Raw genomic sequence first — 25405 nt, forward strand, 5'->3', positions numbered from 1 at the left:
CGCCCAGGTCGTGGCGGCACCGGCGGCCGCAGCCGCCGCGCCGGCACCCGCCGCTCCGCAGGGTCATCAGGTCAAGGCGCCCATGGTGGGCACGTTCTACCGCGCGCCCAATCCGAACGCTCCCGCCTTCGCCGAAGTCGGCCAGACCGTCAAGGAAGGCGATCCCCTGTGCATCATCGAAGCGATGAAGCTGCTCAATGAGATCGAAGCCGACAAGTCCGGCGTGATCAAGGAAATCCTCGTCGAAAACGGCGAGCCTGTCGAATACGGCCAACCGCTGTTCATCATTGCTTGAGTGCCATGTTCGAAAAAATTCTGATCGCCAATCGCGGCGAAATCGCCCTGCGGGTGCTGCGTGCCTGCCGCGAGCTGGGCGTCAAGACCGTGGTGGTGCATTCTGAAGCCGACCGCGAGGCCAAGTACGTGCGTCTGGCCGACGAGTCCGTCTGCATCGGGCCCGCCACGCCGCGTGACAGCTATCTGAACATGCCGGCGCTGATCTCGGCCGCCGAGGTCACCGACGCCGAGGCCATTCACCCCGGCTATGGTTTCCTGTCGGAAAACGCCGATTTCGCCGAGCGCGTGGAAAAAAGCGGCTTCGTGTTCATCGGACCGCGCCCCGAAAGCATTCGCACCATGGGCGACAAGGTCAGCGCCAAGCAGGCCATGATCGCCGCCGGCGTGCCGGTCGTGCCGGGCTCGGGCGGCGCGCTGCCCGATGATCCCAAGGAAATCCAGCGCATCGCCAACGAGGTCGGCTACCCGGTCATCATCAAGGCGGCGGGCGGTGGCGGCGGACGCGGCATGCGGGTGGTCTACACCGAGGCGGCCCTGCTCACCTCGGTCGCCATGACGCGTACCGAGGCCGGCGCTGCTTTCAACAATCCCGAGGTCTACCTGGAAAAATTCCTGGAGAACCCGCGCCACATCGAGATCCAGATCCTGGCCGACGGCGAGGGCAAGGCCGTCTGGCTGGGCGAGCGCGATTGCTCCATGCAGCGCCGCCACCAGAAAATCATCGAAGAAGCGCCCGCCCCCGGAATCGACCGTGCGCTGGTCGAGCGCATCGGTGAACGCTGCGCCGAGGCCTGCCGCAAGATGCGCTACCGTGGCGCCGGCACCTTCGAGTTCCTGTACGAGAACGGGGAGTTCTTCTTCATTGAAATGAACACCCGCATCCAGGTCGAGCACACGATCACCGAAATGATCACCGGCATCGATCTGGTCCAGCAGCAGCTGCGGATCGCCGCCGGCGAGAAATTCACCCTGCGCCAGCGCGACATCCATCTGCATGGTCATGCGATCGAGTGCCGGATCAACGCCGAAGACCCCTACAAGTTCACGCCCAGCCCCGGCCGGATCACCAACTGGCACACGCCGGGCGGCCCGGGCGTGCGCATGGATTCGCACGTGTACACCGGCTATACCGTGCCGCCCTACTACGACTCGATGATCGCCAAGCTGATCACCTATGGCGACGACCGCCATCAGGCAATCATGCGCATGGACATCGCCCTGTCGGAAATGATCGTCGAGGGGGTGAACACCAACATCCCGCTACACCGCGAGTTGATGCAGGATGCCCGATTCATCGAAGGCGGCACCAGCATCCACTACCTCGAACACAAGCTCGCTGCGCGCGCCTGAGGCCCGGCATGCGAGAGTTGGTGCTGAACTGCCCGGAAAGCCAGGCCGAGGCCTGGTCCGACACTTTGCTGGAAGCCGGTGCCCTGTCCGTGTCGGTCGAAGACGCCGACGGTGATACGGAGCACGAACAGGCGCTGTTCGGCGAACCGGGCACCGAGCCCGAGGTCCTGGCCTGGCGGCGCAACCGCCTGGTGGCCTTGCTGGCTGACGGCGATGACCCCGCTCAGTTGCTGGCCGCGCTGGACGGTCTGGCAGGTCCTGCGCCCGTGGCGGGTGACTGGTTCTTGCGCGACGTGCCGGACGCCGACTGGGTCCGCCTGACGCAATCCCAGTTCGGCCCCATCGTGGTCAGCGAGCGCATCTGGATCGTGCCGAGCTGGCATCGCGATGACGCCGGGTTGCCCTCGGTCGGCGCCCGGGACGGCATCGTGCGCATTGAGCTCGATCCCGGACTGGCCTTCGGCACCGGCAGCCACCCCACGACGCACCTGTGCCTGGAATGGCTGGCGGCCCATCTGCAAGGCGGCGAGACCGTGCTGGACTACGGCTGTGGTTCCGGCATCCTGGCGATCGCCGCGCGCTTGCTGGGCGCCGGTCCGACTCGCGGGGTGGACATCGACGAGCAGGCGGTGCTGGCGACGGCCCGCAACGCGGACACCAATCACGTGGACGTCGCGGCCTGTCTGCCCGACGATCTGCCGGCCGGGACCAGCCAGGTGGTGGTGGCCAACATCCTGTCCAATCCGCTCAAACTCCTGGCCCCCATGCTGGCCGCCCGGGTTGCTCCCGGCGGTTGGCTGGCGTTGTCCGGTGTTCTGGAACGTCAGGCTGACGAGGTCTGTCAGGCTTATGCGCCCCACCTGCCCCTGCGGGTCTGGGCAGCCCGCGATGGCTGGGTCTGCCTGGCGGGACGCAGGGCCTGACGGAGCGTGTGGTGATGGACCTGACCACACGCTGCCCGAAATGCGGGACCGTGTTCCAGGCGGGCCTGTCGGACCTGCAACTTCGCAAGGGCTATATCCGTTGCGTACAGTGCGCGCACATCTTCGACGGCTATGCCGAGGTGGTTTCTGATGCGCCTGCGGCCGGATCATCCGGCCCGTCCGTGCCGCCGCCGCACCAGGCCGTCGAGCCCGTGATCCCGCCGTCCTCCGAGCCGCCCCAGGTCATCCGCTCCGGCCGTCCCCCGGCCCCGCCATCCGATCCGGCCTCCGCGTTTCGCATCGGTGTCGCGCCCTGGCCTGACGACCGCCCCGAACCCCTCATCGGCGAAATCGAGGGCCGCGACGCGCCTCGTCCGGTCGATGAAATCCTGGCCGATGAAGGCTGGGTGCCCGACTCCGGGGTTGCACCGGTCTTTGGTCGCGACGATCCGCCTGCCCAGGCGGCGCCGTTCGTGGTCGAGGGGCGTCCGGGCCATCGCAGCCAGGGCGGGTCCGCCGCGCCCCTGCTGCGGGACGAGGATGCCCTGGACTGGTGGGACGCGCTGGTGCGTTTCTGCGCCCGCTTGCTGTTCATCCTGCTGCTGATCTTGCTGGCTGCTCAGGCAGTCTACGTTTATCGGGGCGGTATCGCCCGGATGGTGCCGGCGCTGCGGCCCGTGCTTGAACGGGCCTGCGAGCCGCTGCATTGCCGGGTGCCCTATGCCCGCGAAATCGATCGGCTCGCCATCACCGGCTCTGCCCTCAAGGCGGCCGATACCGACGTTCCCTCAGGCCCCGCCTCCGGCGCTCAGGACACCGCCGAACAGCATTTCGTGCTGCACGCCACGCTGCGCAACCAGGCCGAGCAGCCGCAGGAATGGCCGACCCTGGTCCTGGATCTGAAAGACGTTGCCGGCACGCTTCTGGTGCGCCGCAACCTGGCTCCTGCCGACTATCTCGGGCCGTCCCGCGCGGCCGAGCCTTTCGCGGCCCGCAGCGAAGTCCTGGTGCGCGTCCCTCTGACCCTGAGCGGCGTGCGCATCAACGGCTACCAGCTCGACCTCTTTTATCCCTGAAGGAATTTCATCGCCATGTCCAAGGACGTCCTGATTTGCGGGTCCATTGCCTTCGACACCATTGCCGTGTTCGAGGGTCGTTTCCGCGACCATATCCTGGCTGACAGTCTCAAGTCCCTCAGCGTGTCGTTCTTCGCGCCCTTGCTGCGCAAGGAATACGGCGGCTGTGCGGGCAATATCGCCTACAGCCTGAAATTGCTGGGCGGCCAGCCCGTGCCGGTCGGCACGGTGGGCCAGGACGCCGACGACTATCTGCAGCGCCTGCGCGACCTGGGCATCGATACCCGCCTGGTGCGCGTGCTGCCCGACACCTTCACGGCACAGTGCCACATCATCACCGATCAGGAAAATAATCAGATCGCCTCGTTCCACCCTGGGGCGATGCTGCGGTCGGCTGAAAATGACCTGAGCGGCAACGCCGCGTGCTGGGCGATCGTCTCGCCCGACGCCAAGGACGGCATGTTCGCTCACGCCCAGCGCCTGCAGGCCGCCGGCATTCCCTTCATCTTCGATCTAGGACAGGCGATGCCGCTGTTCGACGGCGACGATCTGCGGCGCATGCTGGGCATGGCCGACATCCTGACGGCCAACGACTACGAAGCCAGCGTGATCGAGGAACGCACGGGACGCACGCTCCAGGAACTGGCCGCCGGCCTGCAGGCGGTGGTGGTGACTCGTGGCGCAGATGGCGCCTCGCTGTTCGTCGGCGACACGTGCACCGACATCCCGCCCGCGCCCGTGACCGACGTCGTCGACCCGACTGGCTGCGGTGACGCACACCGTGCCGGCCTGCTGTATGGCCTGGCACACGATTGGTCTTTGCGGGACGCCTGTTGCTTGGCGAACGTCATGGGCGGCTTTAAAATCGCCCACAGAGGTCCGCAGAATCACAGCCCGTCGCGTGCCGATGTGGCGGCGGTTCTGCAGACGCACTACGGTATCGATGCGGGTTTGCTCGCCTGATCCGGACACGGCCCCTTTTTGGTATTTGTTTTCACTCCAGGAGTCAGCCCATGGCGATCCCCACGCATGCTTTTTCGTCCCGCACGGTGCGCCTTGTCGCCATTGCCGGCATCTCCCTCTCGGTGCTGACGCTGGCCGGTTGTGCCAATCAGTCCGCATCCAGTTCCGTCTACACCTATGGCCAGGCCCAGCAGGAACAGATCGTGCGTTATGGCACGGTGGTGTCCGTGCGCTCCGTGGTCATTCAGTCCGATAAGTCCTCCGGTGTCGGCGCCCTGGGCGGCGCGGCGCTGGGCGGGGTGGCCGGCAGCGCCATCGGTGGTGGCCGTGGCCAGATACTGACCTCGATCGGCGGCGCCTTGCTGGGCGGCCTGGCTGGCAACGCGATCGAGAATCAGGTCGGCAAGACCCAGGGTCTCGAAATCACCGTGCGTCTGGACAATGGCGAAACCCGCGTCATCGCCCAGGCGGCCGACGTGGCGCTCAGTTCCGGCCAGCGCGTCCAGGTCATCAGCGGCGGTGGCCCGACCCGCGTGGTGCCGATGTAATCGCTCCGGCTTCCGGATGCGCAAAGGCCCGGCAGATGCCGGGCCTTTGCTTTGGTGCCGTATGCACGCCGTATCGGCACTCAGGCCGATACGGTCAGGCGCCGAAGGTCGTGAAGACCAGATGATTGAGCACCATCATGGCGATCTGAGCCACGACCAGCAACACCAGGGGCGACAGGTCCAGCCCGCCCATGCGCGGCAGCATCCGGCGGATGGGGTCGAGCAGCGGCGCAGTCAGGGTGTAGAGCACCGGCATGATGGGCGACAGGGGATTGACCCAGGACAGGATGGCCTGGATCAACGTGACCCAGACGATCACGTTGAATACCCATTTCAAGCCGGCCAGCAGGCCTGACAGCAGCAGAGGACCGATGGCCGAGGCCGAGGGCATGAGACCGCCCATGGCGACCAGCCAGGTCAGCAGCAGATACAGGATCGCGGTCACCCAGCAGGCCAGGATGCTGGGCCAGTCGAAGCGGCCGCTGCCGGGGATCACGCGCCGGATCGGTCCCACCAGCCATTCCGTGGCCCGCAGGATGACCTGGGAGAACGGATTGAAGGGGTGCAGGCGGATCGCGAACATCCAGGCTCGCAGGATCAGGCCGATGCCGAACAGCGGGAAAACGATATCGATCAGAAACAGCAGGATGTCTTGGACCATGCGGCGCTCGTAGGCTGCGAGAAGAAGCGATCATTGTCGCATCAAATCACCCACCTCGCGGCCTGCATGCCGCTCGGATGCGCCCGGCACAAGCCAGTCCTCAAGGACTGCCTTGTGTCCGGGCTTATCCCCCCACGGGGGGCGCTTTTCGCCTTGGGGCGGCCCGGCGGCGAAAAGACCGCTGTTATGAGGCGCTGCCACCTCGCCGCTGCGAATGAAAAGGCCCGGCATTCGCCGGGCCCGAGTGTGCTGCTAGAAGATCACTGCATGCGTCAGTTAAGGACGCTTGCCTGTTGGGAATGGCCAGGCGCCAGCAGGGTTGGTGTCCGTGCGGGCTTCGGGCGCAGGCGTGTCGGGCTTGGCGGCCTTCTTGGCGGCAGGCTTGCCCGAGGCAGGCTCGGATGCGGCAGCAGGCTTCGCTGCCTTTTTGGCAGGCGCCTTCTTGGCAGCGGCTTTTTTCGCCGGCGCTTTTTTCGCGACGGCGGTTTTCGCTGCTGCCTTTTTCGCGGCGGGCTTGGCGGCCTTCTTGGCCGGTGCAGCCTTCTTCGCTGCGGCCTTCTTCACGGCGGCCTTTTTGGCAGGTGCGGCCTTTTTAGCGACGGCCTTTTTTGCGGGCGCCTTCTTGGCTACGGCCTTGACCGGCGCCGCTTTTTTAGCGGCCTTCTTCACGGCGGTTTTCTTGGCGGGCGCAGCTTTCTTGGCGGGCGCGGCTTTTTTGACGGCTTTCGCCGGAGCGGCTTTTTTGGCGACAGCCTTTTTCGCTGCAGCCTTCACCGGCGCTGCTTTTTTAGCGGGCGCGGCTTTCTTGGCGGGCGCGGCCTTTTTGGCGGTGGCCGAGGGAGAGGCTTTTTTGGCTGCCGGGGCGGACTTCTTGGCTGCCGGTTTGGATGCGGGCTTCGGGGCTGCGGTTTTCTTGGCGGGTGCGGCCTTCTTGGCGATTGCCATCGTCATGCTCCTTGGGGTCGAAGAGAGTGTCCACCCATTTGATATGACCCCCACGGGATGTGCGGCTCATCTCAAATGGCGCAGGCGCGCAATATCATGAATACTGCGCGCCTTCAAGTCTATCGTAAGCCCTCTCGCGTTCCAAGCATTATTCCCGGCGTAGCGTCCGATGCGTCGATATTCGATTGCGCCTGTCTCGAAAAAGTCGCGTTCATTATTTTTTGCCGTCAGGCTGCGCAGCGTGGAGACTTCTTGATTTCACCATTGCAGGTAGAACATCGCCTTGGCGAGAAACACGATCAGGATCACGTGGCAGAACACGCTGATGTGGATGATCTGGAAATGGCGGGACTTCAGTTTGCCGGTGCCGCTGAGCGTCATGGCGGTGATGAAATGACCCAGCACGCTGAAGGCCAGGATGATCTTGATCCACAGCAGCGTGGCGAAGCTGCTGGCGAAGGGGTGGGCGAGCGAGTCGCGGAATCCCCAGGCCATGCCCAGGCCCGCGCCGAACAGCACGAGGATGGCGAAGGGCATGATGCGCCGTGCGCGCCGGCCGATGGCCAGCTCGACGTTGCGCATGGCCTCTCGGCCCAGGGGCTTGCGGATGCCTTCCAGGATGAGGACTTCGAAGAACACCGTGCCCACGAACAGGATGGCGGCGAACAGATGCAGCGTAACGAGTAGTGAGTGGCTCATGTCGGTAGAATAATGGCTTGCCCGCAGGATGTGCGTGCACCGGGAAATTGTAGGCTGACCGGCTTCACCGATCCGTTGCAGCCCTGCGCCGATCCCGGGTATTGAATGACATTTGTCATGGATAGGAATCAAGCAATGGACCGCATTCGTATTCAGGCCTGGGTCGCGTGCGCGGCCGTTCTGGGCGCCTTGGCCGCCTGCGCGCCGATCAAGCCGGCCCCGGCACCGGCCGAGCCCGCCGCCGCGCGGCCGTCCTGCACGGCGGCTGTGGCGGGCGACCCTCTAGTGGGCAACTGGCTGTCGGTCAGTTCACAGAGAGGCGTCGCGGGCTCTGTGCGCCGGCTCTATACGCTGAATTCCGACGGCACCATGAACTACGTCGAGCAGGTCAAGCGGCCGCGCACGCCGTCCCAGGGGCTGGACGAATCCGGCTGCTGGTCACACGAAGGCCAGACGCTGATCCTGCGTACCCTGGAATCGAACGGCTCGTCCGTGAACCTGGACGACCCGATCTACACCAATCGCTATCGTGTCGACCGGGCCAATGCGACGGATCTGCGTCTGAGCGGCCCGGACGGCGCCGTCCAGGCGCGGCGCATGTCGCCGGGTTACCGCCTGCCGTTCTAGGCCAGGCTCTCGGTCAGGCGCGACAGCACCACGTCGCGGCCCAGCAGCGTCAACACGGCACCGATGGCCGGCGTCTGCTTGCGGCCGGTGACGGCTACTCGCAGCGGGATGGCCAGTTTCGGCATCTTGGCCCCGTGGTCCTTCAGGACGGCCTTGATGAGACCGTCGAGTTCCGTTTCGGTCCAGTCCGCCAGCGTGCCGGCCCGTTGTAGGAAATCGGCCAGCAGCACTCGTGCCGCGTCATCCAGGACCTCGGCGCGCAGGGCCTCGTCGGCCGGCGTGTAAGGGCCGCAGAACAGCAGCGCGCCTTCGGCCAGGTCTTCCAGCGTTTCGCCGCGGTCGCGCAGCAGCGCCATGATCGCGAGCAGGTCGACGGATTCCGGGTTGCCGCCGCGGCGGATGATGCGCGGCGCGACGCGGGCGGCCAGATCGGCGGGCTCCAGCGCGCGCAGCGCGTGGGCGTTGACCCAGTTCAGTTTCTTCGGATCCCACTGAGCCGCCGAACGGCTGAGGTTGCGCGGGTCGAACCATTCCACGAATTGATCGCGGGAGAACAGTTCGTCGTTACCGTGGCTCCAGCCCAGCCGCGCCAGATAGTTGACCATGGCCTCGGGCAGGTAGCCCAGTCGGTCATATTCGATGACGCTGACGGCACCGTGGCGCTTGGACAGTTTTTCGCCGTCCGGACCCAGGATCATCGGCACGTGGCCGTAGCGCGGTAGTTCGCCGCCCAGAGCGCGCAGGATGTTGATCTGGCGCGGGGTGTTGTTGACGTGGTCGTCGCCGCGGATGACGTGGGTGATCTGCATGTCCCAGTCGTCCACCACCACACAGAAGTTGTAGGTGGGGGTGCCGTCGGGCCGGGCGATCACCAGATCATCGAGTTCGCCGTTGTCGAAACTGATGGGGCCTTTGACCAGGTCATCCCAGGCGGTGACGCCGTCCTGCGGGCTGCGAAAGCGCACCACGGGCTGTACGCCGGCCGGGATCGGCGGCAGGGTTTTGCCCGGCTCGGGCCGCCAGGTGCCGTCGTAGCGCGGCTTGGCGCCGACGGCGCGGGCGCGTTCGCGCATGGCTTCGACTTCTTCAGGCGTGCTGTAGCAATGGTAGGCCGTGCCCTGGGCCAGCATGTCGGCGATCACGGCACGGTAGCGGTCCATGCGCTGCATCTGGTAGAACGGGCCCTCGTCGGCCTGCAGGTCCAGCCATTGCATGCCGTCCAGGATGGCCTGCACGGCTTCGGGGGTCGAGCGCTCCAGGTCCGTGTCCTCGATGCGCAGTACGAAGGTGCCACCGAAGTGACGGGCGAAGGCCCAGGAAAACAGGGCGGTGCGGGCGCCGCCCAGGTGCAGGTAGCCGGTGGGGGACGGGGCGAAGCGCGTGCGCACGGGGCGCGAGGAGGAGTCTGTCATGGCGATGGATTGAAAGGGCTTGTTGCACTGCAACAAAAAAACCGGAAAACCCCTGTAGAATCGGAGGGTCGATACGCTATTTTAAGGGACGGCCCGCCCAGGGGCGTCCGGAGTCATTTTCATGCTGCGCCACCGCCTGGCGGCCCTGTTCGAGCCGCGTTCTCTGCTGATCCTCAGTTCCCGCGAACTGCCCGTCGTGCGTACGCCGCCCGCCCTGCTTCAGGGCAGGATCACCGACGTGCGGGTCGGGGACGACGGCCATTGGCGCATGCCGCCGCAGTTGGAGGGCCTGAAAGACGGACAGCGCCTGGATATGGCGCTGCTGTGCCTGGACCCCGCGCTGCTGCCGACCGTGCTGGGGGCGCTCAAGGCACATCAGCCCCGCGTCCTGGTGTTGCTGCCGCATTCGACGTCTTCGGTCGACCCCCTCGAGACGCGCACCTATTGCCAGTCCTGGGGGCGGATGAATGACTGCCTGGTGCTCGGACCCGGCGCCCTCGGCATCCAGCGTCCGCATCTGGGGCTGAATCTGGGGCTCGATCCGCACGGCGCGCCGGTGGGCCGGGTCGCTCTGGTCGCGCAGTCTCGCATGGTGGCCGCCGCCGTGCTGGATTGGGCAGGCGACATCCAGCTCGGTTTTTCCGCCGTGGTGTCGGCGGGCGACGCAGACGGCATTACCGTGGCCGATGTCCTCGAATACCTGTCGATGGACTCGCGTACCGACAGCATCGTGCTGTATCTGGAGGAAGCCGATTCCTCGCGCCGCTTCACCAGCGCGCTGATGGCCGCCGCCAGCGTCAAGCCCGTCATCCTGCTGAAGGCCGGCCGTTCGGACAGCAGTCCGGCCGCCGATGCGGTGTTCGATGCCCTGGTGCGGCGCACCGGCGCGGTGCGGATACGGTTCTTCGTGCAGTTGTTTTCGGCGCTGAAGGTCCTGGTTCATGCCAAGCGCCAGCGGGGACGCCGCATTGCGCTGTTCTCCAACGGCTACGGCGCAGCCCATCTGGCGCTGGACGTCATGGGCGGCAGCGGTCCGGTGGCGCGGGCGGACCTGTCCACGCAGACGCGACGCGATCTGGCCACGATCCTGGAACCGGGGGCGGCCCTGGGCAACCCAGTCATCAGCCATGCGCCGCTGGATTCCGTCCGGCTGCAGCAGGCCCTGAGTGTGCTGGCGGGCGACTCCAATGTGGACGGGGTGCTGGTGCTGATCGCCCCCGATGCGCTGTCCGACATGGATGGTGCAGTCGAGGCTCTGGCGCGGTTCTCCGAGGCCTCGCCCAAGCCCATCATGTCCTGCTTTCTGGGTGACGCCTCGATGCGCTCCCAGCGCCATCGGCTGGACTCGGTGGGGCTGCCGGCCTTCCGCACGCCGGAATCGGCCGCCAACGCCTTCGGCATCCTGGCCACCTATCAGTACAACCAGACCCTGGCGCAGCAGACGCTGCCGCCGGAAATGCTCAGCCGGCCCCCTCGTCTGGACGAGGCCCGCATGCTGCTCAACGATGCCATCATGTCGGGCCGCTCGGAGCTGGACCCGGCCAGTTGCCGCTGGCTGCTGGACTGTTTCCACGTGCCGATCCGTCCGGACGATCAGCCCGTGCCCGATGCGGCGCGCGAACACGTGTCCATGGCCATCCGGGTGCAACAGGACGCGCGTTTCGGGCCGTATATCCAGTTTGGCCCGGGCGGCGATTCCGCCCGGCTGGCGTCTCCCCATCGGGAAATCGAACTGCCGCCGTTGAACAACTATCTGGCGCGCCAACTGATACAGCGGGGCAAGTTCTGGTCGCGCGTGCTGGAGCGCGACCTGACGCCGGCGGTGTTCGAGCAACTGCGCGAATCGCTGGAGCGGATCTCCGAAATCGTCAGCGAGCTGCCGGGCATCCGCTCCCTGTCGATCGATCCGCTCTGGTGGGATGACACCAACCTGTACGTCGGTGGTATCCGGGTCGGCCTGGACCCGGACTACGACGGCGAGCGTCCCGAGAACCGCGCCTACCGCCATATGGCGATTCACCCCTATCCGCGCCGCCTGGTCCAGCCGCAGATCCGCAAGGACGGGCAGGAATGGCTGTTGCGGCCGATTCGTCCGGAAGACGCCGCGCTGCTGCAGGAGTTCGTGCGGGAACTGTCCGATGAATCGCGCTACATGCGCTTCGTGTCGATGTTGCGCGAACTGACGCCACGCATGCTGGCGCGCTATTCCCGCATCGACTACGACCGCGAGGTCGCGTTGGTCGCTACGGCGCAGGTGCCCAATCCGGAAAACCGCGGCCTGCTGCGCGAGCGCATCGTGGGCTTTGCGCACTATCTGCGCAATGCCGATGGCCAGGGGGCGGAATACGCGCTGGTGATCGCCGACGACTGGCAGCGGCGTGGCGTCGGTGCTGCGCTGATGCACAGCCTGCTGGACGTTGCGCGCCGCCAGAGCCTGAGCTACATCGAGGGTCTCGTCCTGGCGACCAACCGCCCCATGCTGGGCCTGATGATGTCCCTGGGGATGCGCAACGACCCCGACGAAGAAGACCCGGGAATGAGAAGGCTGTGGATGAACCTGGACACACAATAGTCCCTTGAGGACTATTGTGTGCCTGGTTCATCCGACCGGCTTGCAAGCCGGGAGGTGGATGCTCCGACCCGAGAGACCCTTGAGGTCTGTCAGGCGCCCGCAGTCACCCGCATCAAAAACGCCTGGATGTCGTTCAGTTCCTGCGGATGCAGGCCGTGCGGCATCGGGTAGGTGTGCCATTCCACCGGTTGTTGCTGCGCGGTCATCGCGTCCCGGCTGGTTTCGGCGTAGGTCATGGGCACCACCATGTCCATCGTGCCGTGCGCCATGAAGACCGGCGTGGCGGCGTTGGCGGGGTGGCGTTCCGCAGGCAGGGTGTTGCGCAGCGGCAGGTAGCCCGACAGGCCGATCAGGCCGGCCAGGCGTTCCGCGTGGCGCAGGCCGGTGTACAGGGCCGTAGCGCAGCCCTGCGAAAAGCCTGCCAGCACGATCCGTTCGGCGGGGATGCCGCGCCGGTTTTCCTGTTCGATCAGCTCTGTGACCGCATGGCGGGCGGCTCGCAGGCCGTCGATGTCTTCGCGCGCGTCGCGGTCCAATCCGTACAGGTCGTACCAGGCGCGCATCGGCATGCCCTGGTTCAGCGTCACCGGGCGCACTGGCGCATGCGGGAACACGAAGCGCAGGGCCGGCAGGCCGGGATGGGCCAGTTCGGGCACGATGGGTTCGAAGTCGTGGCCGTCGGCGCCCAGGCCATGCAGCCAGATCACGCTGTGCGTGGGCTCGGGGCCCGTGGTGCGTTCGATGGTTTCCAGTGTCGGCGTCGGCATCAGAAAGGTTCGTCCTCGAAATTCAGGGTTTTCAGGGTCTGGAACAGGGCGCGGAAATGCTTGCGCGCCGGTTCGCGGCCTTCCGGCAGGGCGGCGTTGTCGCGGGTTTCCTTGCGGGCGGCGCGGATCTGGGCGCGCAGGGACTGGATGTCCAGGCCGGGGAATCGTTCCAGCAGTTGCGTCAGGGTGTCGTCGCTGTCGATCAGGCGATCGCGCAGTTCTTCGAGCCGATGCATGGAGCGGGTTTCCTCGCGCGAGCCGTTGGCCCAGACATCGAGCTGGGCGCGCAGGGCGGGGGCGTCGGCCTGGCGCATCAGCTTGCCGACGTAATGCACCTGGCGGCGCTTGCCTTCGTTGCTGTGGATGCGCTGGGCCAGCGCGATGGCTTCGCGCAGCGATTCGTTCAGCGGCAGCTTGGCCAGCTTGGCGGGGGGCAGCGCGATCAGTTCGCGGCCCAGGTCCAGCAAGGCGTGCATGTCGCGCTTGACCTGGGATTTGCTGGGAGGCCGGTCATCCGGAAAGTCGTCCGGTGAGGTGGGCGGGAGCGTGTCGTCCATGGGTTCGGGCATAAAATGATCCGTGATTGTCTATGATAACCGTCTCATCCAGACGCCCCACACCGAGTGACCCGCCGCATGAACTCAAATAACGATGATTTTCTCGACGTCCCCGCCCAGCAGGCCCAGTTCCGCGAACTGGTCGGCGATGCGCTGCGCTACGCCAAGCAGGCTGGCGCCACGGACGCCGCCGCGGAAATCTCCGAAAGCCGGGGCTTGTCCGTTTCGGTGCGCCGCCGCGCCATCGAGACCATCGAGCAGACCCGCGACCGGTCCATGGCCGTGACGGTGTTCGCGGGCCAGCGCCGTGGCTCGGCCTCGACTTCCGATTTTTCGGCCGAGGCGCTGCGCCGCACCGTGGACGCGGCCTGGCACATCGCCCGCTACACGGCCGAGGACCCGGCCGCCGGCCTGCCCGAACCCGAACTCTTCGCTCGGCATTATCCGGATCTGGACCTGCACCATCCCTGGGCGATCGATGCAGAAGGCGCCGCCCGTCTGGCGATCCAGGCCGAACGCGCCGCGCTGGCCACCAGCAAGCAGATCACCAACTCCGAAGGTGCCTCGCTGGACACCATGGAAGGCCATTTCGTCCTGGGTAATTCGCGCGGTTTCCTGGGGGGCTATCCCTATTCGCGCCACAGCCTGTCGGTGGCGCCCATCGCCGGGCGCGGCGACGGCATGCAGCGGGACTATTGGTACACGTCCGCACGCCGGGCCGATGGCCTGTCCGCGCCGGCCGAGGTCGGCCGCTACGCGGCGGAACGCGCCCTGTCGCGCCTGAACGCCCGTCCGGTCAAGACCGGCCACTACCCCGTGCTGTTCGAGGCCCCCCTGGCCGTCGGCCTGTTGGGCGCGCTGGTCCAGGCCACCAGCGGCGGCGCGCTGTACCGCAAGGCCAGCTTCCTGCTGGATACGCTGGGCAAGCCCGTGCTGGCCGATCATCTGGACGTGGTCGAAAATCCCTACATTCCGGGTGCTCAGGGCAGCTCGCCCTTCGACGCCGAAGGGGTGTGCACGCAGGCCCGCCGGGTGGTGGATCAGGGCGTGCTCACAGGATACTTCCTGTCCACCTATACGGCCCGCAAGCTGGGCATGACGACCACCGGCAACGCGGGCGGTTCGCACAATCTCAACCTGCGCTCGCGCCTGACCCGCCCGGACGACGACCTGCCCGCGCTGCTGCGCAAGATGGGCACCGGCCTGCTGGTCACCGAACTGATCGGCCAGGGGGTCAACTACGTCACCGGTGATTACTCGCGGGGCGCTTTCGGCTATTGGGTGCAGGACGGCGTCATCCGCCATCCGGTCCAGGAAATCACCATCGCCGGCAATCTGGCCGACATGTTCCGCCGGATCGTCGCCGTGGGGGCCGATGTGTATGCGCGCGGCGCCAAATCCACCGGCTCGGTATTAATCGAAGACATGGCAGTCGCCGGCCTGTAAACTCTACACACATCCTCATTCCAATAGACAGGAGATCCTCCATCATGCAGCGTCGCGCATTTCTGAAAAAGGCGGGCCTGGGCGCGGTAGCGGGTACGGCGGCCGTAGCCGCCCCGGCCATCGCTCAGTCGAACCCCCAGATCAACTGGAAGATGACCTCGACCTATGGGCCGTCGCTGCCGCCGCTGTTTTCGACGGCGCAGATGTTCTGCGACATGGTCAAGGAAATCACCGACGGTAACTTCAACATCCGCCTGTATCCGGTCGGTGAACTGGTGCCGGGCTACGGTGTGATGGACGCTGTCGGCAACCGCACCGTGGAATGCGGCCAGACCGCGTCTTACTATTACTATGGCAAGAACCCTTCGTTCTGCTTCGACACGGCGGTGCCCTTCGGCCTGAACGTGCGTCAGATGAATGCCTGGATGTACGAGGGCGATGGCCTGAAGCTGATGCGTGAACTGTTCGCGCCGCGCGGCATCGTCAACTTCCCCCTGGGCAACACCGGCACCCAGATGGGCGGCTGGTACCGCAAGGAAATCAAGTCGATCGAGGACCTGAAGGGCCTGAAGATGCGTACGGCCGGTTTCGCGGGCGAGGTCCTGTCGCGCATGGGCGTGATCCCCCAGCAGATCCCTCCCGGCGACATCTATCCGTCCCTGGAAAAGGGCGCGCTGGACGCCGTGGAGTTCGTCGGCCCCGTGGATGACGAAAAACTGGGCTTCCAGAAGGTCGCCAAATACTATTACTACCCGGGCTGGTGGGAAGGCTCCGCCCAGGTGTCGCTGTACGTCAACGACAAGGCCTATGCCGAACTGCCCAAGGCTTACCAGCACGTCATCGACGTCGCGTCGCGCGCTGCGGGCTCGAAGATGGTCCAGGATTACGATGCTCACAACCCCGAGGCCCTGCGCCGCCTGATCGCCGGGGGCGCCGTGCTCAAGAGCTTCCCGCGTGACGTGATGGATGCCTCGTTCGAGGCCTCCAATCAGGTCTACAAGGAATTCTGCGACAAGGACCCGGGCTTCAAGAAGATCTTCGACAATTACATGGCCTTCCGCGACAACATCGTGCCCTGGTTCCGTGTGGCCGAAGGTTCGTACGACAACTACCTGGGCGCCGCCCTGGCTCGCAAGAAGTAATCTTTCCTGCGGATGAAAAAAGCGCCTTCGGGCGCTTTTTTCATGGGGCGACGAACCAGTGCGCGGCCTGCCGCCGCCCGCCCGGTCGTCCGGGGTTCCTGCACCGGCTGTTGCTTACTTGCCCTGTGCGAGATACAATGGTCGGATTTCCGTTTGGATTCACACCGTACGGGTTGGGGCGGTTTTCACATAAACGTGAGTCCGTTTTACATAAAACCCTGGCGGTTCGGACGGAATTCATTCATTCATTTAATCAGGAACACCATCATGAAGACCTTTGTGGCCAAGCCGCATGAAGTCAAGCGTGACTGGTTTGTGATCGACGCCAAGGGCAAGGTCCTGGGTCGTGTGGCCAGCGAAGTCGCACGCCGCCTGCGTGGCAAGCACAAACCGGAATTCACGCCGCACGTGGACACGGGCGATTACATCGTCGTCGTCAATGCCGCCGATATCGTCGTCACGGGCGCCAAGGCGCAAGACAAGCGCTACTACCGTCACTCGACCTATCCGGGCGGGATCACGGAAACCAACTTCCAGAAGATGCAGCAGCGCTTCCCCGGGCGCGCCCTGCAGAAGGCCGTCAAGGGCATGCTGCCCAAGGGTCCCCTGGGCTACGCCATGGCGAAAAAGCTGAAGGTCTATGCCGGTGCCGAGCACCCGCATACCGCGCAGCAGCCGCAACCCCTGGACTTCTGAGGATAGGCCATCATGATCGGTAATTGGAATTATGGCACTGGCCGCCGCAAAACGTCTGTGGCGCGTGTGTTCCTGAAAAAAGGCACGGGCAAGATCGTCGTCAACGGTCGTCCCGTCGACGAGTACTTCGCTCGCGAAACCGGCCGCATGGTCGTGCGTCAGCCGCTGGCGCTCACCAACCACCTGGAATCGTTCGACTTTCACGTCAACGTCCACGGCGGCGGTGAATCCGGCCAGGCCGGCGCCGTGCGTCACGGCATCACGCGTGCCCTGATCGACTACGACGAAACCCTGAAGTCGCCGCTCAAGCAAGCGGGTCTGGTGACCCGTGACGCCCGCGAAGTCGAGCGTAAGAAGGTCGGCTTCCACAAGGCCCGTCGGCGCAAGCAGTTCAGCAAGCGCTGATCCTGCATCCGGGTGGCTTGCCACCCGGCGCGAAGAAAAACGCCGCTCCGGTTTCGGGCGGCGTTTTTCTTTGGGAGGCCGGTGCGTGCCATAATCTAGGAAAATCCCTCGGCCCGCTTCCATGGCGGGCGGATCATTTTTGGATAGCAGACAGGATTCCATCGCATGAGCACGAACAACTCCACCCCCATCAAGGCCGGCATCGTCGGCGGGACCGGCTACACGGGCGTGGAACTGCTGCGCCTGCTGTCGCAGCACCCGAATGTCCAGTTGCATGCCATCACGTCCCGCAAGGAATCCGGGATGCCGGTGGCCGACATGTACCCCAATCTGCGTGGCCACGTGGATCTGTGTTTCCAGACACCCGAAGAAGCCGCGCTCGACCAGTGCGATGTGGTGTTCTTCGCCACGCCGCACGGCGTGGCCATGGAACAGGCGCGCGGTCTGCTGGACCATGACGTGCGGGTCATCGACCTGGCAGCCGATTTTCGCCTGCAGGACGTCGAGACCTTCGCGCAGTGGTACAAGATGCCGCACAGCAGCCCCGACGTGCTCAAAGAAGCCGTCTACGGGCTGCCCGAACTGGACCGTGACCGCATCCGTCAGGCCCGGGTCGTGGGCAATCCCGGCTGCTACCCGACCACGGTCCTGCTGGGCCTGGCCCCCGTGCTGCAGGCGGGCCGGCCCCTGATCGACACCACGCACGTCATTGCCGACTCGAAATCCGGGGTGTCCGGGGCGGGGCGCAAGGCTGCAGTCGGCTCTCTGTTCTCCGAGGCGGCCGACAATTTTTCGGCCTATGGTGTGGCCGGACACCGCCACCACCCGGAAATTTCCGAATGTCTCGCCCGCATCGCGGGTGCGCCCGTGGGGCTGACCTTCGTGCCCCATCTGGTGCCCATGATCCGGGGCATGTTCTCTACCCTGTATCTGCGCATCCTGCCCGACGCCCTGGACACGGATTTCCAGGCACTGTACGAACAGCGCTACGCCGACGAGCCCTTTGTCGACGTCATGCCGGCCGGCAGTCTGCCGCAGACGCGCTCGGTGCGCGCCTCGAACATGCTGCGCATCGCCGTGCACCGGCCCGCCGGTGGCGACACCCTGGTGGTGCTGGTGGTCCAGGACAATCTCGTCAAGGGCGCTGCGGGTCAGGCCGTGCAGAACATGAATCTGATGTTCGGACTGCCGGAAACCACGGGTCTGCAGCACGTGGCGGTGCTGCCCTGAGCCATAGGGGACACGGATGACGCAACCCTCCACGGCGCGCGGTGGCGGTTTCAGCGGCTGGCTGGTGCGCGGCCTGTCCCGGCTCATGCTGTTGCTGGTGGTGTTCGCCGCCGGGGCGCTGGCCATGCATTTCGGCATGCATGCGGGCGAACACGCCGACCTCCAGGCGCGGCAATCCCAGGTCGAATCCCTGCAGGCCGAACTGGCCCGCGCCCAGGCCGACCTGGCGGCCCGCCGCAGCGAAGCCGAGGTCCAGGCGGGCACCCAGCGCGTACTGCAGGACAAGAATGCCGAACTACAACAGGAACTGGGCCGTACCCGCGATCAACTGGCCTTCTACGAGCAATTGATTCCGCCGGGGCCGGCGGGCGCTGTGGCGGTGCGCGCCTTCGACATCCAGGCCGATGGCGAGTTCCTGCGCTACCGGGTGCTGCTGACGCGCAACGCCGCGCCCCAGGCAGAGCCCTTCAAAGGTCGCATGCGGTTTGTGGCCAATGGCCGTTCGCACGGTAAAGCCGTTAAAATAGAATTAAACCCGCCGGTGGCCTCCGCCACCGGCGAGGCTGCTGCGTCGTCCGCCCCGGGGGCGGACCCTCTGGCCCTGGTCTTTGACCAGTTCCAGCGCAGCACGGGCGTCTTGCAACAGGTGCCGGACCTGACGATCGAGTCAGTCCGCCTCGAAATCCTCGAAGGCGACACGGTCCGGGCCGCCCAGGACGCTGCTTTGAATCGTGCGGTTCCCGGCCGCGCAGGAGTCTTGCCTTGAGCACCATCGAACACGCGGTTCTCGACGTTCCGCCCAGCCCTCTGATCTTCACCGACGCCGCTGCCGCCAAGGTCCGCGAACTGCTGGTCGAGGAAAACAATCCCGGCCTGAAACTGCGGGTTTTCGTGCAGGGGGGCGGCTGCTCGGGCTTCCAGTATGGCTTCACCTTTGACGAAGACGTGGCCGAAGACGACACCACGGTCGAACGCGATGGTGTCCAGTTGCTGGTGGACCCCATGAGCTTTCAGTATCTGGTCGGTTCAGAAATCGACTACAAGGACGATCTGGAAGGCTCTCAGTTCGTCATCCGCAATCCCAACGCCAACACCACCTGCGGCTGCGGTTCTTCTTTCACGCCTTGATCCGGGCGGCGTGCAAGCCGCAACCTGGCGCCAGGCCTGATCAGGCAGGGTAAAAACACCCTGCAATCGTCGCGTGCCGCGCGCCGGTGACGGCGGGCAGGCAGGCGGGACGGCCTTGAACGTGCGCTTGCGCCAGCCAGGCGAAAGCCAGCGCTTCGACGTCCTGGGCGGGTACGCCGTAGGCGTCCGTGGTCGTCAGCGTGCAGGGCAAGGCGCGCGCCAGCGCGGCCATGAAGACCGGGTTGCGCGCACCGCCGCCGCAGGCCAGGACTTCCCGTGTGTTCGGCGCATGCCGGCGTACGGTATCCGCGATCGTGTCCACTGACAGGCGCAGCAAGGTTGCCTGGACGTCGGCGGCCTGCGGGCGGTCGCCGCCGGGCAGTGCGTCCAGCCGCGCGTCCAGCCAGGCCAGGCTGAACAAGTCGCGCCCGGTCGATTTCGGTGGTGCCAGGCCGAACCAGGGCTCGGTCAGCAGTGCAGCCAGCAGCCCGTCATGGCATCGGCCTTGCGCCGCCCAGGTGCCGTCCTGATCGTAAGGCTGGTTCCGATGGCGCAGGATCCAGGCGTCCATCAGCATGTTGGCCGGACCGGTATCGAAGCCGCGCACCGGATCTTCCAGCACCGTCAGATTGGCGATGCCGCCCAGGTTCAGGACCGCGCGGCCCTCGCCGCAGCCGAAACGCGCCGCGTGAAAGGCCGGCACCAGTGGGGCGCCCTGGCCGCCGGCGGCGACGTCGCGGCTGCGGAAATCCGCCACCACTGCGATACCGGCGTGTTCCGCCAGCCGCGCGGGCGCATTGATCTGGATGGTGTAGCCCGATTCGGGTGCGTGGCGCACGGTCTGCCCGTGGGCGCCGATGGCGCGGACACGGGCAGCGGGCAGGCCGGCTTGCGTCAGCAGGTCGCGGACGACGGTTGCGTAGCAGTCTGCCAGCGCGTTGGCCGCCTGCGCGGCCCGGGCGAGTTCGTCGGGGCCGGGTGCGTTCAGCGCCAGCAATTCGTGGCGCAGCCCGTCTGGCAGCGCCAGGCTGGCGCTGGCCAGCACGCGGATCGTGCCGTCCGCCAGGTCCGCCAGCACGCCGTCCACGCCGTCCGTGCTGGTGCCCGACATCAGGCCGATGTACGGCTCGATCACCCGATCGGGGGCCATGCGGAGGTGTTCCTGACGGCTTATTGCTGGGCGATCTGGATGCGGCTTTCCTGCAGCCGCGCCATCAGTTCGATCTGCGGCTGGTAGCGGGCCACCATCGCCTGGAAGGCCTTGCGGTCGGCCGAGTCCAGTGTGCGCGCCACAGGCAGGTCGACGGCCAGCGGGTCGACTGGCCGATTGTCGATGCGGAATTCGTAGTGCAGGTGCGGGCCGGTCGCCCAGCCGGTCGATCCCACGTAGCCGATCAACTGGCCCTGCTGGACGCGGTCACCCTTTTTCAGGCCCTTGGCGAACCGGCTCTGATGGGCGTACAGCGTGGAATACTTGCCGAAGTTCTTCAGGATGATGACGTTGCCGTAGCCGTTCTGTCGGCCGATGAATTCCACCGAGCCATCGGCCGTGGCGTAGATCGGCGTTCCCGAGGGCGCGGCATAGTCCACGCCCTTGTGGCCGGTCCATTTGTTGTGGACTGGATGCATGCGCATGCCGAAGCCCGAACTGATGCGGGTGAACTTGATGGCGGTGCGCAGAAAGGCGCCCTTCAGGCTGGCGCCGGAGAAGTCGTAATACCCGCCCGGTTGCTGGCCGTTCTGGAACCAGACGGCACTGTAGGTCTTGCCCTTGTTGATGAATTCCAGGGCGCGGATGTGACCGGTGCCGACTTCTTCACCGTCGTGCATATAGGCTTCGTAGACGATGCGGAAGCGGTCGCCTTTGCGCAGGTCTTTCAGGAAGTCGATGCGGCTGCCCAGAATGTCCACCATTTCCATGGTGATGGCGTCCGGGATCTGGGCCTGATCGGCGGCGCCGAACAGGGAACTGGTGATCTCGCCTTCGGCGATGCGGGTCTCGCGCACGGCGGCGATGGTGCGTTCCTGGGCAGAGAAGCCATTGTCGGCAGGCCGGACTTCCAGCCAGGCCGAATCAACCCCGGCTTTGGCGGTGGTGCCTGGTGTGTGGGCGTAGCGCAGCCACATCATCCGGCCCTGATCGTCCAGGGCGGCTTGCACCGTGCGGCCGGGATAGAGCTTGTAGATCGAACGCGCGCGCTGATCGTGCGTCAGGAAGGTCAGCAGGCCGTCCTCGTTCACCCCCAGGCGGTTCAGCAGATCGGCCACCGTGTCGCCCCGGCGGATGCGGGTCGAGGCAATGTAGGGCGCGGCATCGTGGCTGGTTCCGGCACCCAAGGGCGGCAGGTCGAGCGTCTGGCGGGCCTGGAAAACGGGTTCAGGAGGGGGGGAGGGCTGGACGACGGCGAGTGCGGCCGCGGTCAAAAACAGGCCGCCGGCGGCAAACAACAGACTGCGGGTGATGTGTCGGCGGCGTGGTGGCTGGTGGGCCTCGGGCATCATGGGCGGAATGGGTGTGGTGGATTCAGGCTGCGCTGATTCCGGGCGGGAAGAGGGCTTCTGCTAACATGAAGTCCTCGTCGCCCGAAGTGGCGTCGAATGTGTTGTACAAAAGCTGCGATGGCACGTTATGCTAGCGCATACTTGTCGTTTTTTCGAGCGATTTTTCAAATTTTTTGATCTCTTTCTGATAAAAGCGTATATCATGCCGTCCCCATCCGACCCCGTCGACCCCCGGATCGCCGAAGATCTGCGTGTGGCCCAACGGGGTTGCGACGAATTGCTCGTCGTCTCCGAATTCGCCACCAAACTGGCCCGCAGCCGCGCCACCGGCACGCCTCTGCGCATCAAGCTCGGCCTGGACCCCACCGCTCCCGACATCCACCTGGGCCACACGGTGGTCCTGAACAAGATGCGCCAACTGCAGGATCTCGGTCATACCGTGATCTTTCTGATCGGCGACTTCACCGCGCAGATCGGCGATCCCAGCGGCCGCAACGCCACCCGGCCGCCGCTCACGCCGGAACAGATCCGCGAAAACGCCAAGACCTATTACGCCCAGGCCAGCCTGGTGCTGGATCCGGACCGCACTGAAATCCGCTACAACTCAGAATGGTGCGATCCGCTGGGTACGCGCGGCCTGATCCAGCTGGCGTCGCGCTACACCGTGGCCCGCATGATGGAGCGCGACGACTTCACCCGCCGCTTCAAGGGCGGGGTGCCGATCTCGGTGCATGAATTCCTGTACCCGCTGTTGCAGGGCTACGACTCCGTGGCCCTGAAGGCCGACCTCGAACTGGGCGGTACCGACCAGAAGTTCAACCTGCTGGTGGGCCGCGAATTGCAAAAGGAATACGGCCAGGAACCCCAGTGTGTCCTGACGATGCCTCTGCTCGAAGGCACCGACGGCGTCGAAAAGATGTCCAAGTCCAAGGGCAACTACATCGGCATCACCGAGGCGCCGGATTCCATGTTCGGCAAACTGATGTCGATCTCCGACACCCTGATGTGGCGTTATTTCGAGCTGCTGTCGTTCCGTTCGCTGGCGGACATCAGCGCCTTGCAGGCGGAAATCACCGCCGGCCGCAATCCGCGCGACGCCAAGGTCTCTCTGGCCAGCGAAATCGTCGACCGGTTCCACGGTGCCGGGGCCGGCGCGCGTGCGCTGGAACAGTTCACCGCGCGGTTCCGTGACGGTGTGATCCCCGAGGACATGCCCGAAGTCACCGCCGGGGCTGCGCCCATGGGCATCCTCAAGGTGCTGCGTGAAGCGGGGCTGGCGGCCTCGGCCTCCGAAGCCCAGCGCAACATCGAACAGGGCGGCGTGCGCATTGACGGTGATCGCGTCGAGGACAAGTCTCTGCTGCTGCCGGCGGGCACCTACGTGATGCAGGTCGGCAAGCGCAAGTTCGCCCGGGTCACCCTGACCTGAGCCCGAAGCACTCACGGAGGACCCCCCATGAAACTGCATAGCGACTCTTTCCCCAATCAGGGGGTCATTCCCGAGCGCAACGCCTTTGCGCGGGTCGATCCGCAAACCCGCGTCGCCCTGGCCGGCAACCGTAATCCTCACCTGGCCTGGGCGGACGTGCCCGAGGGCACGCGATCCTTTGCGGTCCTGTGTGTCGATCCGGACGTGCCGACGCGGCCCGACGACGTCAACCAGGAAGGCCGCGAAGTCCCGGCCGATCTGCCGCGCACCGACTTTTTTCATTGGGTTCTGGTGGACGTGGCACCCGATGCGCGCGCCATCGCCGAAGGCGATTATTCCAACGGCATCACGCCGCGCGGCAAGGCCGGCCCTCTCGCCCTGGACGGCACGCGCCAGGGCCTGAATGACTACACCGGCTGGTTCGCGGCCGATCGCGACATGAACGGCGATTACTTCGGCTACGACGGCCCTTGCCCGCCCTGGAACGATGCGCGTGTCCACCACTACGTTTTCACGGTCTACGCGCTGGATGTGGCCGAGCTCGGCGTGTCCGGCCGCTTCACCGGCGCGCAGGCCCTGGCCGCCATGCGGGGACACATCCTGGCACAGGCGTCCTTGACCGGCACCTATACCCTGAATCCCCGCCTGCACGCCCTATAGGCCGTATAGGCTCTATAGGCGTTCGCGCTAGAATGACCCGGTTTCCTCCTATCCTTCCGACTTCTCTGCCTTCAGGACCATTACCCCATGTTTGACCGTTCCCGCACTCTCGATCAGGCCGACCCGGACATCTGGGCCGCCATCCAGCAGGAAAACACCCGCCAGGAACAGCACATCGAGCTGATCGCCTCGGAAAACTACGCCAGCCCGGCCGTCATGCAGGCCCAGGGCACGCAATTGACCAACAAGTACGCCGAAGGCTATCCCGGCAAGCGTTACTACGGTGGTTGCGAATACGTGGACGTGGTCGAGCAACTGGCCATCGATCGCCTGAAGGCGATCTTCGGCGCGGAAGCCGCCAACGTGCAGCCGAACTCCGGGTCTCAGGCCAATCAGGGCGTGTACATGGCGGTTCTGAAGCCGGGCGACTCCGTGCTGGGGATGAGCCTGGCCGAAGGCGGTCACCTGACGCACGGCTCGCCGGTCAATGCTTCGGGCAAGCTGTACAACTTCCATTCCTATGGCCTGGACGCCAACGAAGTCCTGGACTATGACCAGCTCGAAGAACTGGCGCGCACGCACAAGCCCAAGCTGATCGTCGGCGGCGCCTCGGCCTATTCGCTGCACATCGATTTCGAACGCATGGCGCGCATCGCGCATGACAACGGTGCACTGTTCATGGTGGACATTGCCCACTATGCGGGTCTGGTGGCCGGCGGCGTCTATCCCAATCCGGTGCCGCATGCCGACTTCGTCACTTCGACCACGCACAAGTCCCTGCGCGGTCCGCGCGGCGGCGTGATCATGATGAAGGCCGAGTTCGAAAAGGCCATCAACTCCTCGATCTTCCCCGGCATCCAGGGTGGTCCGCTGATGCACGTCATCGCAGCCAAGGCCGTGGCCTTCGGCGAAGCCCTGCAGCCCGACTTCAAGGCCTACGCCGCCCAGGTGGCCGCCAACGCCCGTGTGCTGGCTGACACCCTGGTCAAGCGCGGTCTGCGGATCGTGTCCGGCCGCACCGAAAGCCACGTGATGCTGGTCGACCTGCGTGCCAAGGGCATCACCGGCAAGGCTGCCGAAGCCGTGCTGGGCGAGGCCCACATCACGGTCAACAAGAACGCCATTCCGAACGATCCGGAAAAGCCCTTCGTGACCAGCGGCATCCGCCTGGGCACGCCGGCCATGACCACGCGCGGCTTCAAGGAAGCCGAGGCCGAACTCACCGGCAACCTGATCGCCGACGTGCTCGACAATCCCGACGATGCCGACAACGTCGCCCGGGTTCGCGCGCGGGTCAACGAACTGACCGCGCGCCTGCCGGTCTATCGCTAATCCAACCGGAACGGGCGCCTGCGGGCGCCCGCAGCGCA

26 protein-coding genes are annotated in these 25405 nt (G+C 65.6%); 18 read left to right on the forward strand and 8 right to left on the reverse strand.

The window, feature by feature from the left end:
* The 6 genes from accB to WA983_RS11455 all read left to right on the forward strand — a co-directional run.
* A partial coding sequence (gene accB, locus WA983_RS11430) for an acetyl-CoA carboxylase biotin carboxyl carrier protein (RefSeq protein ID WP_424251067.1) occupies positions 1 to 295 on the forward strand: 295 nt, incomplete at its 5' end.
* A gap of 5 nt (positions 296 to 300) precedes the next feature.
* Complete coding sequence (accC, locus tag WA983_RS11435; RefSeq protein ID WP_424251069.1) at positions 301 to 1647, forward strand: acetyl-CoA carboxylase biotin carboxylase subunit; 1347 nt, start codon at positions 301 to 303, stop codon at positions 1645 to 1647.
* An 8-nt stretch (positions 1648 to 1655) separates the two neighbouring features.
* Positions 1656 to 2570: a 50S ribosomal protein L11 methyltransferase gene (prmA, locus tag WA983_RS11440; protein ID WP_424251071.1), complete on the forward strand. Its 915-nt coding sequence runs from the start codon at positions 1656 to 1658 to the stop codon at positions 2568 to 2570.
* A 14-nt stretch (positions 2571 to 2584) separates the two neighbouring features.
* On the forward strand, positions 2585 to 3646 hold the full coding sequence (locus WA983_RS11445) for a zinc-ribbon and DUF3426 domain-containing protein (RefSeq protein ID WP_424251073.1): 1062 nt from the start codon (positions 2585 to 2587) through the stop codon (positions 3644 to 3646).
* Between the two features lie 15 nt (positions 3647 to 3661).
* Complete coding sequence (locus tag WA983_RS11450; protein WP_424251074.1) at positions 3662 to 4609, forward strand: carbohydrate kinase family protein; 948 nt, start codon at positions 3662 to 3664, stop codon at positions 4607 to 4609.
* Between the two features lie 50 nt (positions 4610 to 4659).
* A complete protein-coding gene (locus tag WA983_RS11455) occupies positions 4660 to 5157 on the forward strand; it encodes a glycine zipper 2TM domain-containing protein (protein WP_424251076.1) in 498 nt (165 codons plus the stop codon).
* Between the two features lie 94 nt (positions 5158 to 5251).
* Here WA983_RS11455 and WA983_RS11460 read toward each other — a convergent pair whose 3' ends face one another.
* From WA983_RS11460 to WA983_RS11470, 3 genes are all read right to left on the reverse strand, one after another.
* Positions 5252 to 5818, reverse strand: a complete 567-nt coding sequence (locus WA983_RS11460; protein WP_424251078.1) for a YggT family protein — start codon at positions 5816 to 5818, stop codon at positions 5252 to 5254.
* A gap of 276 nt (positions 5819 to 6094) precedes the next feature.
* A complete protein-coding gene (locus tag WA983_RS11465) occupies positions 6095 to 6763 on the reverse strand; it encodes a histone H1-like repetitive region-containing protein (protein ID WP_424312065.1) in 669 nt (222 codons plus the stop codon).
* A gap of 258 nt (positions 6764 to 7021) precedes the next feature.
* A complete protein-coding gene (locus WA983_RS11470) occupies positions 7022 to 7462 on the reverse strand; it encodes a CopD family copper resistance protein (protein WP_424251082.1) in 441 nt (146 codons plus the stop codon).
* Between the two features lie 135 nt (positions 7463 to 7597).
* On the opposite strand from WA983_RS11470, the gene WA983_RS11475 reads away from it, so the two are divergent.
* Entirely contained in the window at positions 7598 to 8089 is a 492-nt protein-coding gene (locus tag WA983_RS11475) for a hypothetical protein (RefSeq protein ID WP_424312066.1), read from the forward strand.
* Here WA983_RS11475 and gltX read toward each other — a convergent pair.
* Entirely contained in the window at positions 8086 to 9501 is a 1416-nt protein-coding gene (gene gltX, locus WA983_RS11480; protein ID WP_424250193.1) for a glutamate--tRNA ligase, read from the reverse strand. The two genes, WA983_RS11475 and gltX, sit on opposite strands and share 4 nt — an antisense overlap.
* A gap of 121 nt (positions 9502 to 9622) precedes the next feature.
* Between gltX and WA983_RS11485 the strand changes: the two genes are divergently transcribed.
* Positions 9623 to 12073 (forward strand): GNAT family N-acetyltransferase, encoded by a 2451-nt coding sequence (locus tag WA983_RS11485; RefSeq protein ID WP_424250195.1) that lies wholly within the window; start codon positions 9623 to 9625, stop codon positions 12071 to 12073.
* Between the two features lie 89 nt (positions 12074 to 12162).
* Here WA983_RS11485 and WA983_RS11490 read toward each other — a convergent pair whose 3' ends face one another.
* Positions 12163 to 12840, reverse strand: coding sequence for an alpha/beta hydrolase (locus WA983_RS11490; protein WP_424250197.1), 678 nt, complete (start codon positions 12838 to 12840; stop codon positions 12163 to 12165).
* On the reverse strand, positions 12840 to 13397 hold the full coding sequence (gene yjgA, locus WA983_RS11495; protein WP_424250207.1) for a ribosome biogenesis factor YjgA: 558 nt from the start codon (positions 13395 to 13397) through the stop codon (positions 12840 to 12842). The genes WA983_RS11490 and yjgA overlap by 1 nt, the downstream gene beginning before the upstream one ends.
* A 78-nt stretch (positions 13398 to 13475) precedes the next feature.
* Here yjgA and pmbA point away from each other — a divergent pair, with 78 nt between their 5' ends.
* The 7 genes from pmbA to erpA all read left to right on the forward strand — a co-directional run bounded on the left by pmbA (position 13476) and on the right by erpA (position 19444).
* Positions 13476 to 14843, forward strand: a complete 1368-nt coding sequence (gene pmbA / locus WA983_RS11500) for a metalloprotease PmbA (protein ID WP_424312067.1) — start codon at positions 13476 to 13478, stop codon at positions 14841 to 14843.
* 44 nt (positions 14844 to 14887) lie between these two features.
* Positions 14888 to 15985 carry a TRAP transporter substrate-binding protein gene (locus WA983_RS11505; RefSeq protein ID WP_424250201.1) on the forward strand — a complete coding sequence of 366 codons (1098 nt, stop codon included), beginning with the start codon at positions 14888 to 14890 and terminating at the stop codon, positions 15983 to 15985.
* Positions 15986 to 16252: 267 nt separating this feature from the next.
* Positions 16253 to 16681, forward strand: coding sequence for a 50S ribosomal protein L13 (rplM, locus tag WA983_RS11510; RefSeq protein WP_376811173.1), 429 nt, complete (start codon positions 16253 to 16255; stop codon positions 16679 to 16681).
* Between the two features lie 12 nt (positions 16682 to 16693).
* Positions 16694 to 17086, forward strand: coding sequence for a 30S ribosomal protein S9 (gene rpsI / locus WA983_RS11515; RefSeq protein WP_376811172.1), 393 nt, complete (start codon positions 16694 to 16696; stop codon positions 17084 to 17086).
* Between the two features lie 165 nt (positions 17087 to 17251).
* A complete protein-coding gene (gene argC, locus WA983_RS11520; RefSeq protein WP_424250203.1) occupies positions 17252 to 18316 on the forward strand; it encodes an N-acetyl-gamma-glutamyl-phosphate reductase in 1065 nt (354 codons plus the stop codon).
* Positions 18317 to 18332: 16 nt separating this feature from the next.
* On the forward strand, positions 18333 to 19082 hold the full coding sequence (locus tag WA983_RS11525; RefSeq protein WP_424312068.1) for a DUF6776 family protein: 750 nt from the start codon (positions 18333 to 18335) through the stop codon (positions 19080 to 19082).
* Complete coding sequence (erpA, locus tag WA983_RS11530) at positions 19079 to 19444, forward strand: iron-sulfur cluster insertion protein ErpA (protein ID WP_424251575.1); 366 nt, start codon at positions 19079 to 19081, stop codon at positions 19442 to 19444. Before WA983_RS11525 ends, erpA begins: the two co-directional genes overlap by 4 nt.
* Before the next feature lie 40 nt (positions 19445 to 19484).
* Here erpA and WA983_RS11535 read toward each other — a convergent pair whose 3' ends face one another.
* Positions 19485 to 20594, reverse strand: a complete 1110-nt coding sequence (locus WA983_RS11535) for an anhydro-N-acetylmuramic acid kinase (protein WP_424251577.1) — start codon at positions 20592 to 20594, stop codon at positions 19485 to 19487.
* Positions 20595 to 20614: 20 nt separating this feature from the next.
* Entirely contained in the window at positions 20615 to 21946 is a 1332-nt protein-coding gene (locus WA983_RS11540) for a peptidoglycan DD-metalloendopeptidase family protein (protein ID WP_424251579.1), read from the reverse strand.
* 202 nt (positions 21947 to 22148) lie between these two features.
* Between WA983_RS11540 and tyrS the strand changes: the two genes are divergently transcribed.
* The 3 genes from tyrS (at position 22149) to glyA (ending at position 25367) form a co-directional block, all read left to right on the forward strand.
* Positions 22149 to 23375, forward strand: coding sequence for a tyrosine--tRNA ligase (gene tyrS / locus WA983_RS11545; RefSeq protein WP_424312069.1), 1227 nt, complete (start codon positions 22149 to 22151; stop codon positions 23373 to 23375).
* A gap of 27 nt (positions 23376 to 23402) precedes the next feature.
* Positions 23403 to 24035, forward strand: coding sequence for a YbhB/YbcL family Raf kinase inhibitor-like protein (locus tag WA983_RS11550; protein ID WP_424251583.1), 633 nt, complete (start codon positions 23403 to 23405; stop codon positions 24033 to 24035).
* An 87-nt stretch (positions 24036 to 24122) separates the two neighbouring features.
* Complete coding sequence (gene glyA / locus WA983_RS11555; RefSeq protein WP_424312070.1) at positions 24123 to 25367, forward strand: serine hydroxymethyltransferase; 1245 nt, start codon at positions 24123 to 24125, stop codon at positions 25365 to 25367.
* Positions 25368 to 25405: the final 38 nt, after the last annotated feature.

Source organism: Castellaniella sp. (genome assembly GCF_049650445.1).
Lineage (GTDB): Bacteria > Pseudomonadota > Gammaproteobacteria > Burkholderiales > Burkholderiaceae_B > Castellaniella.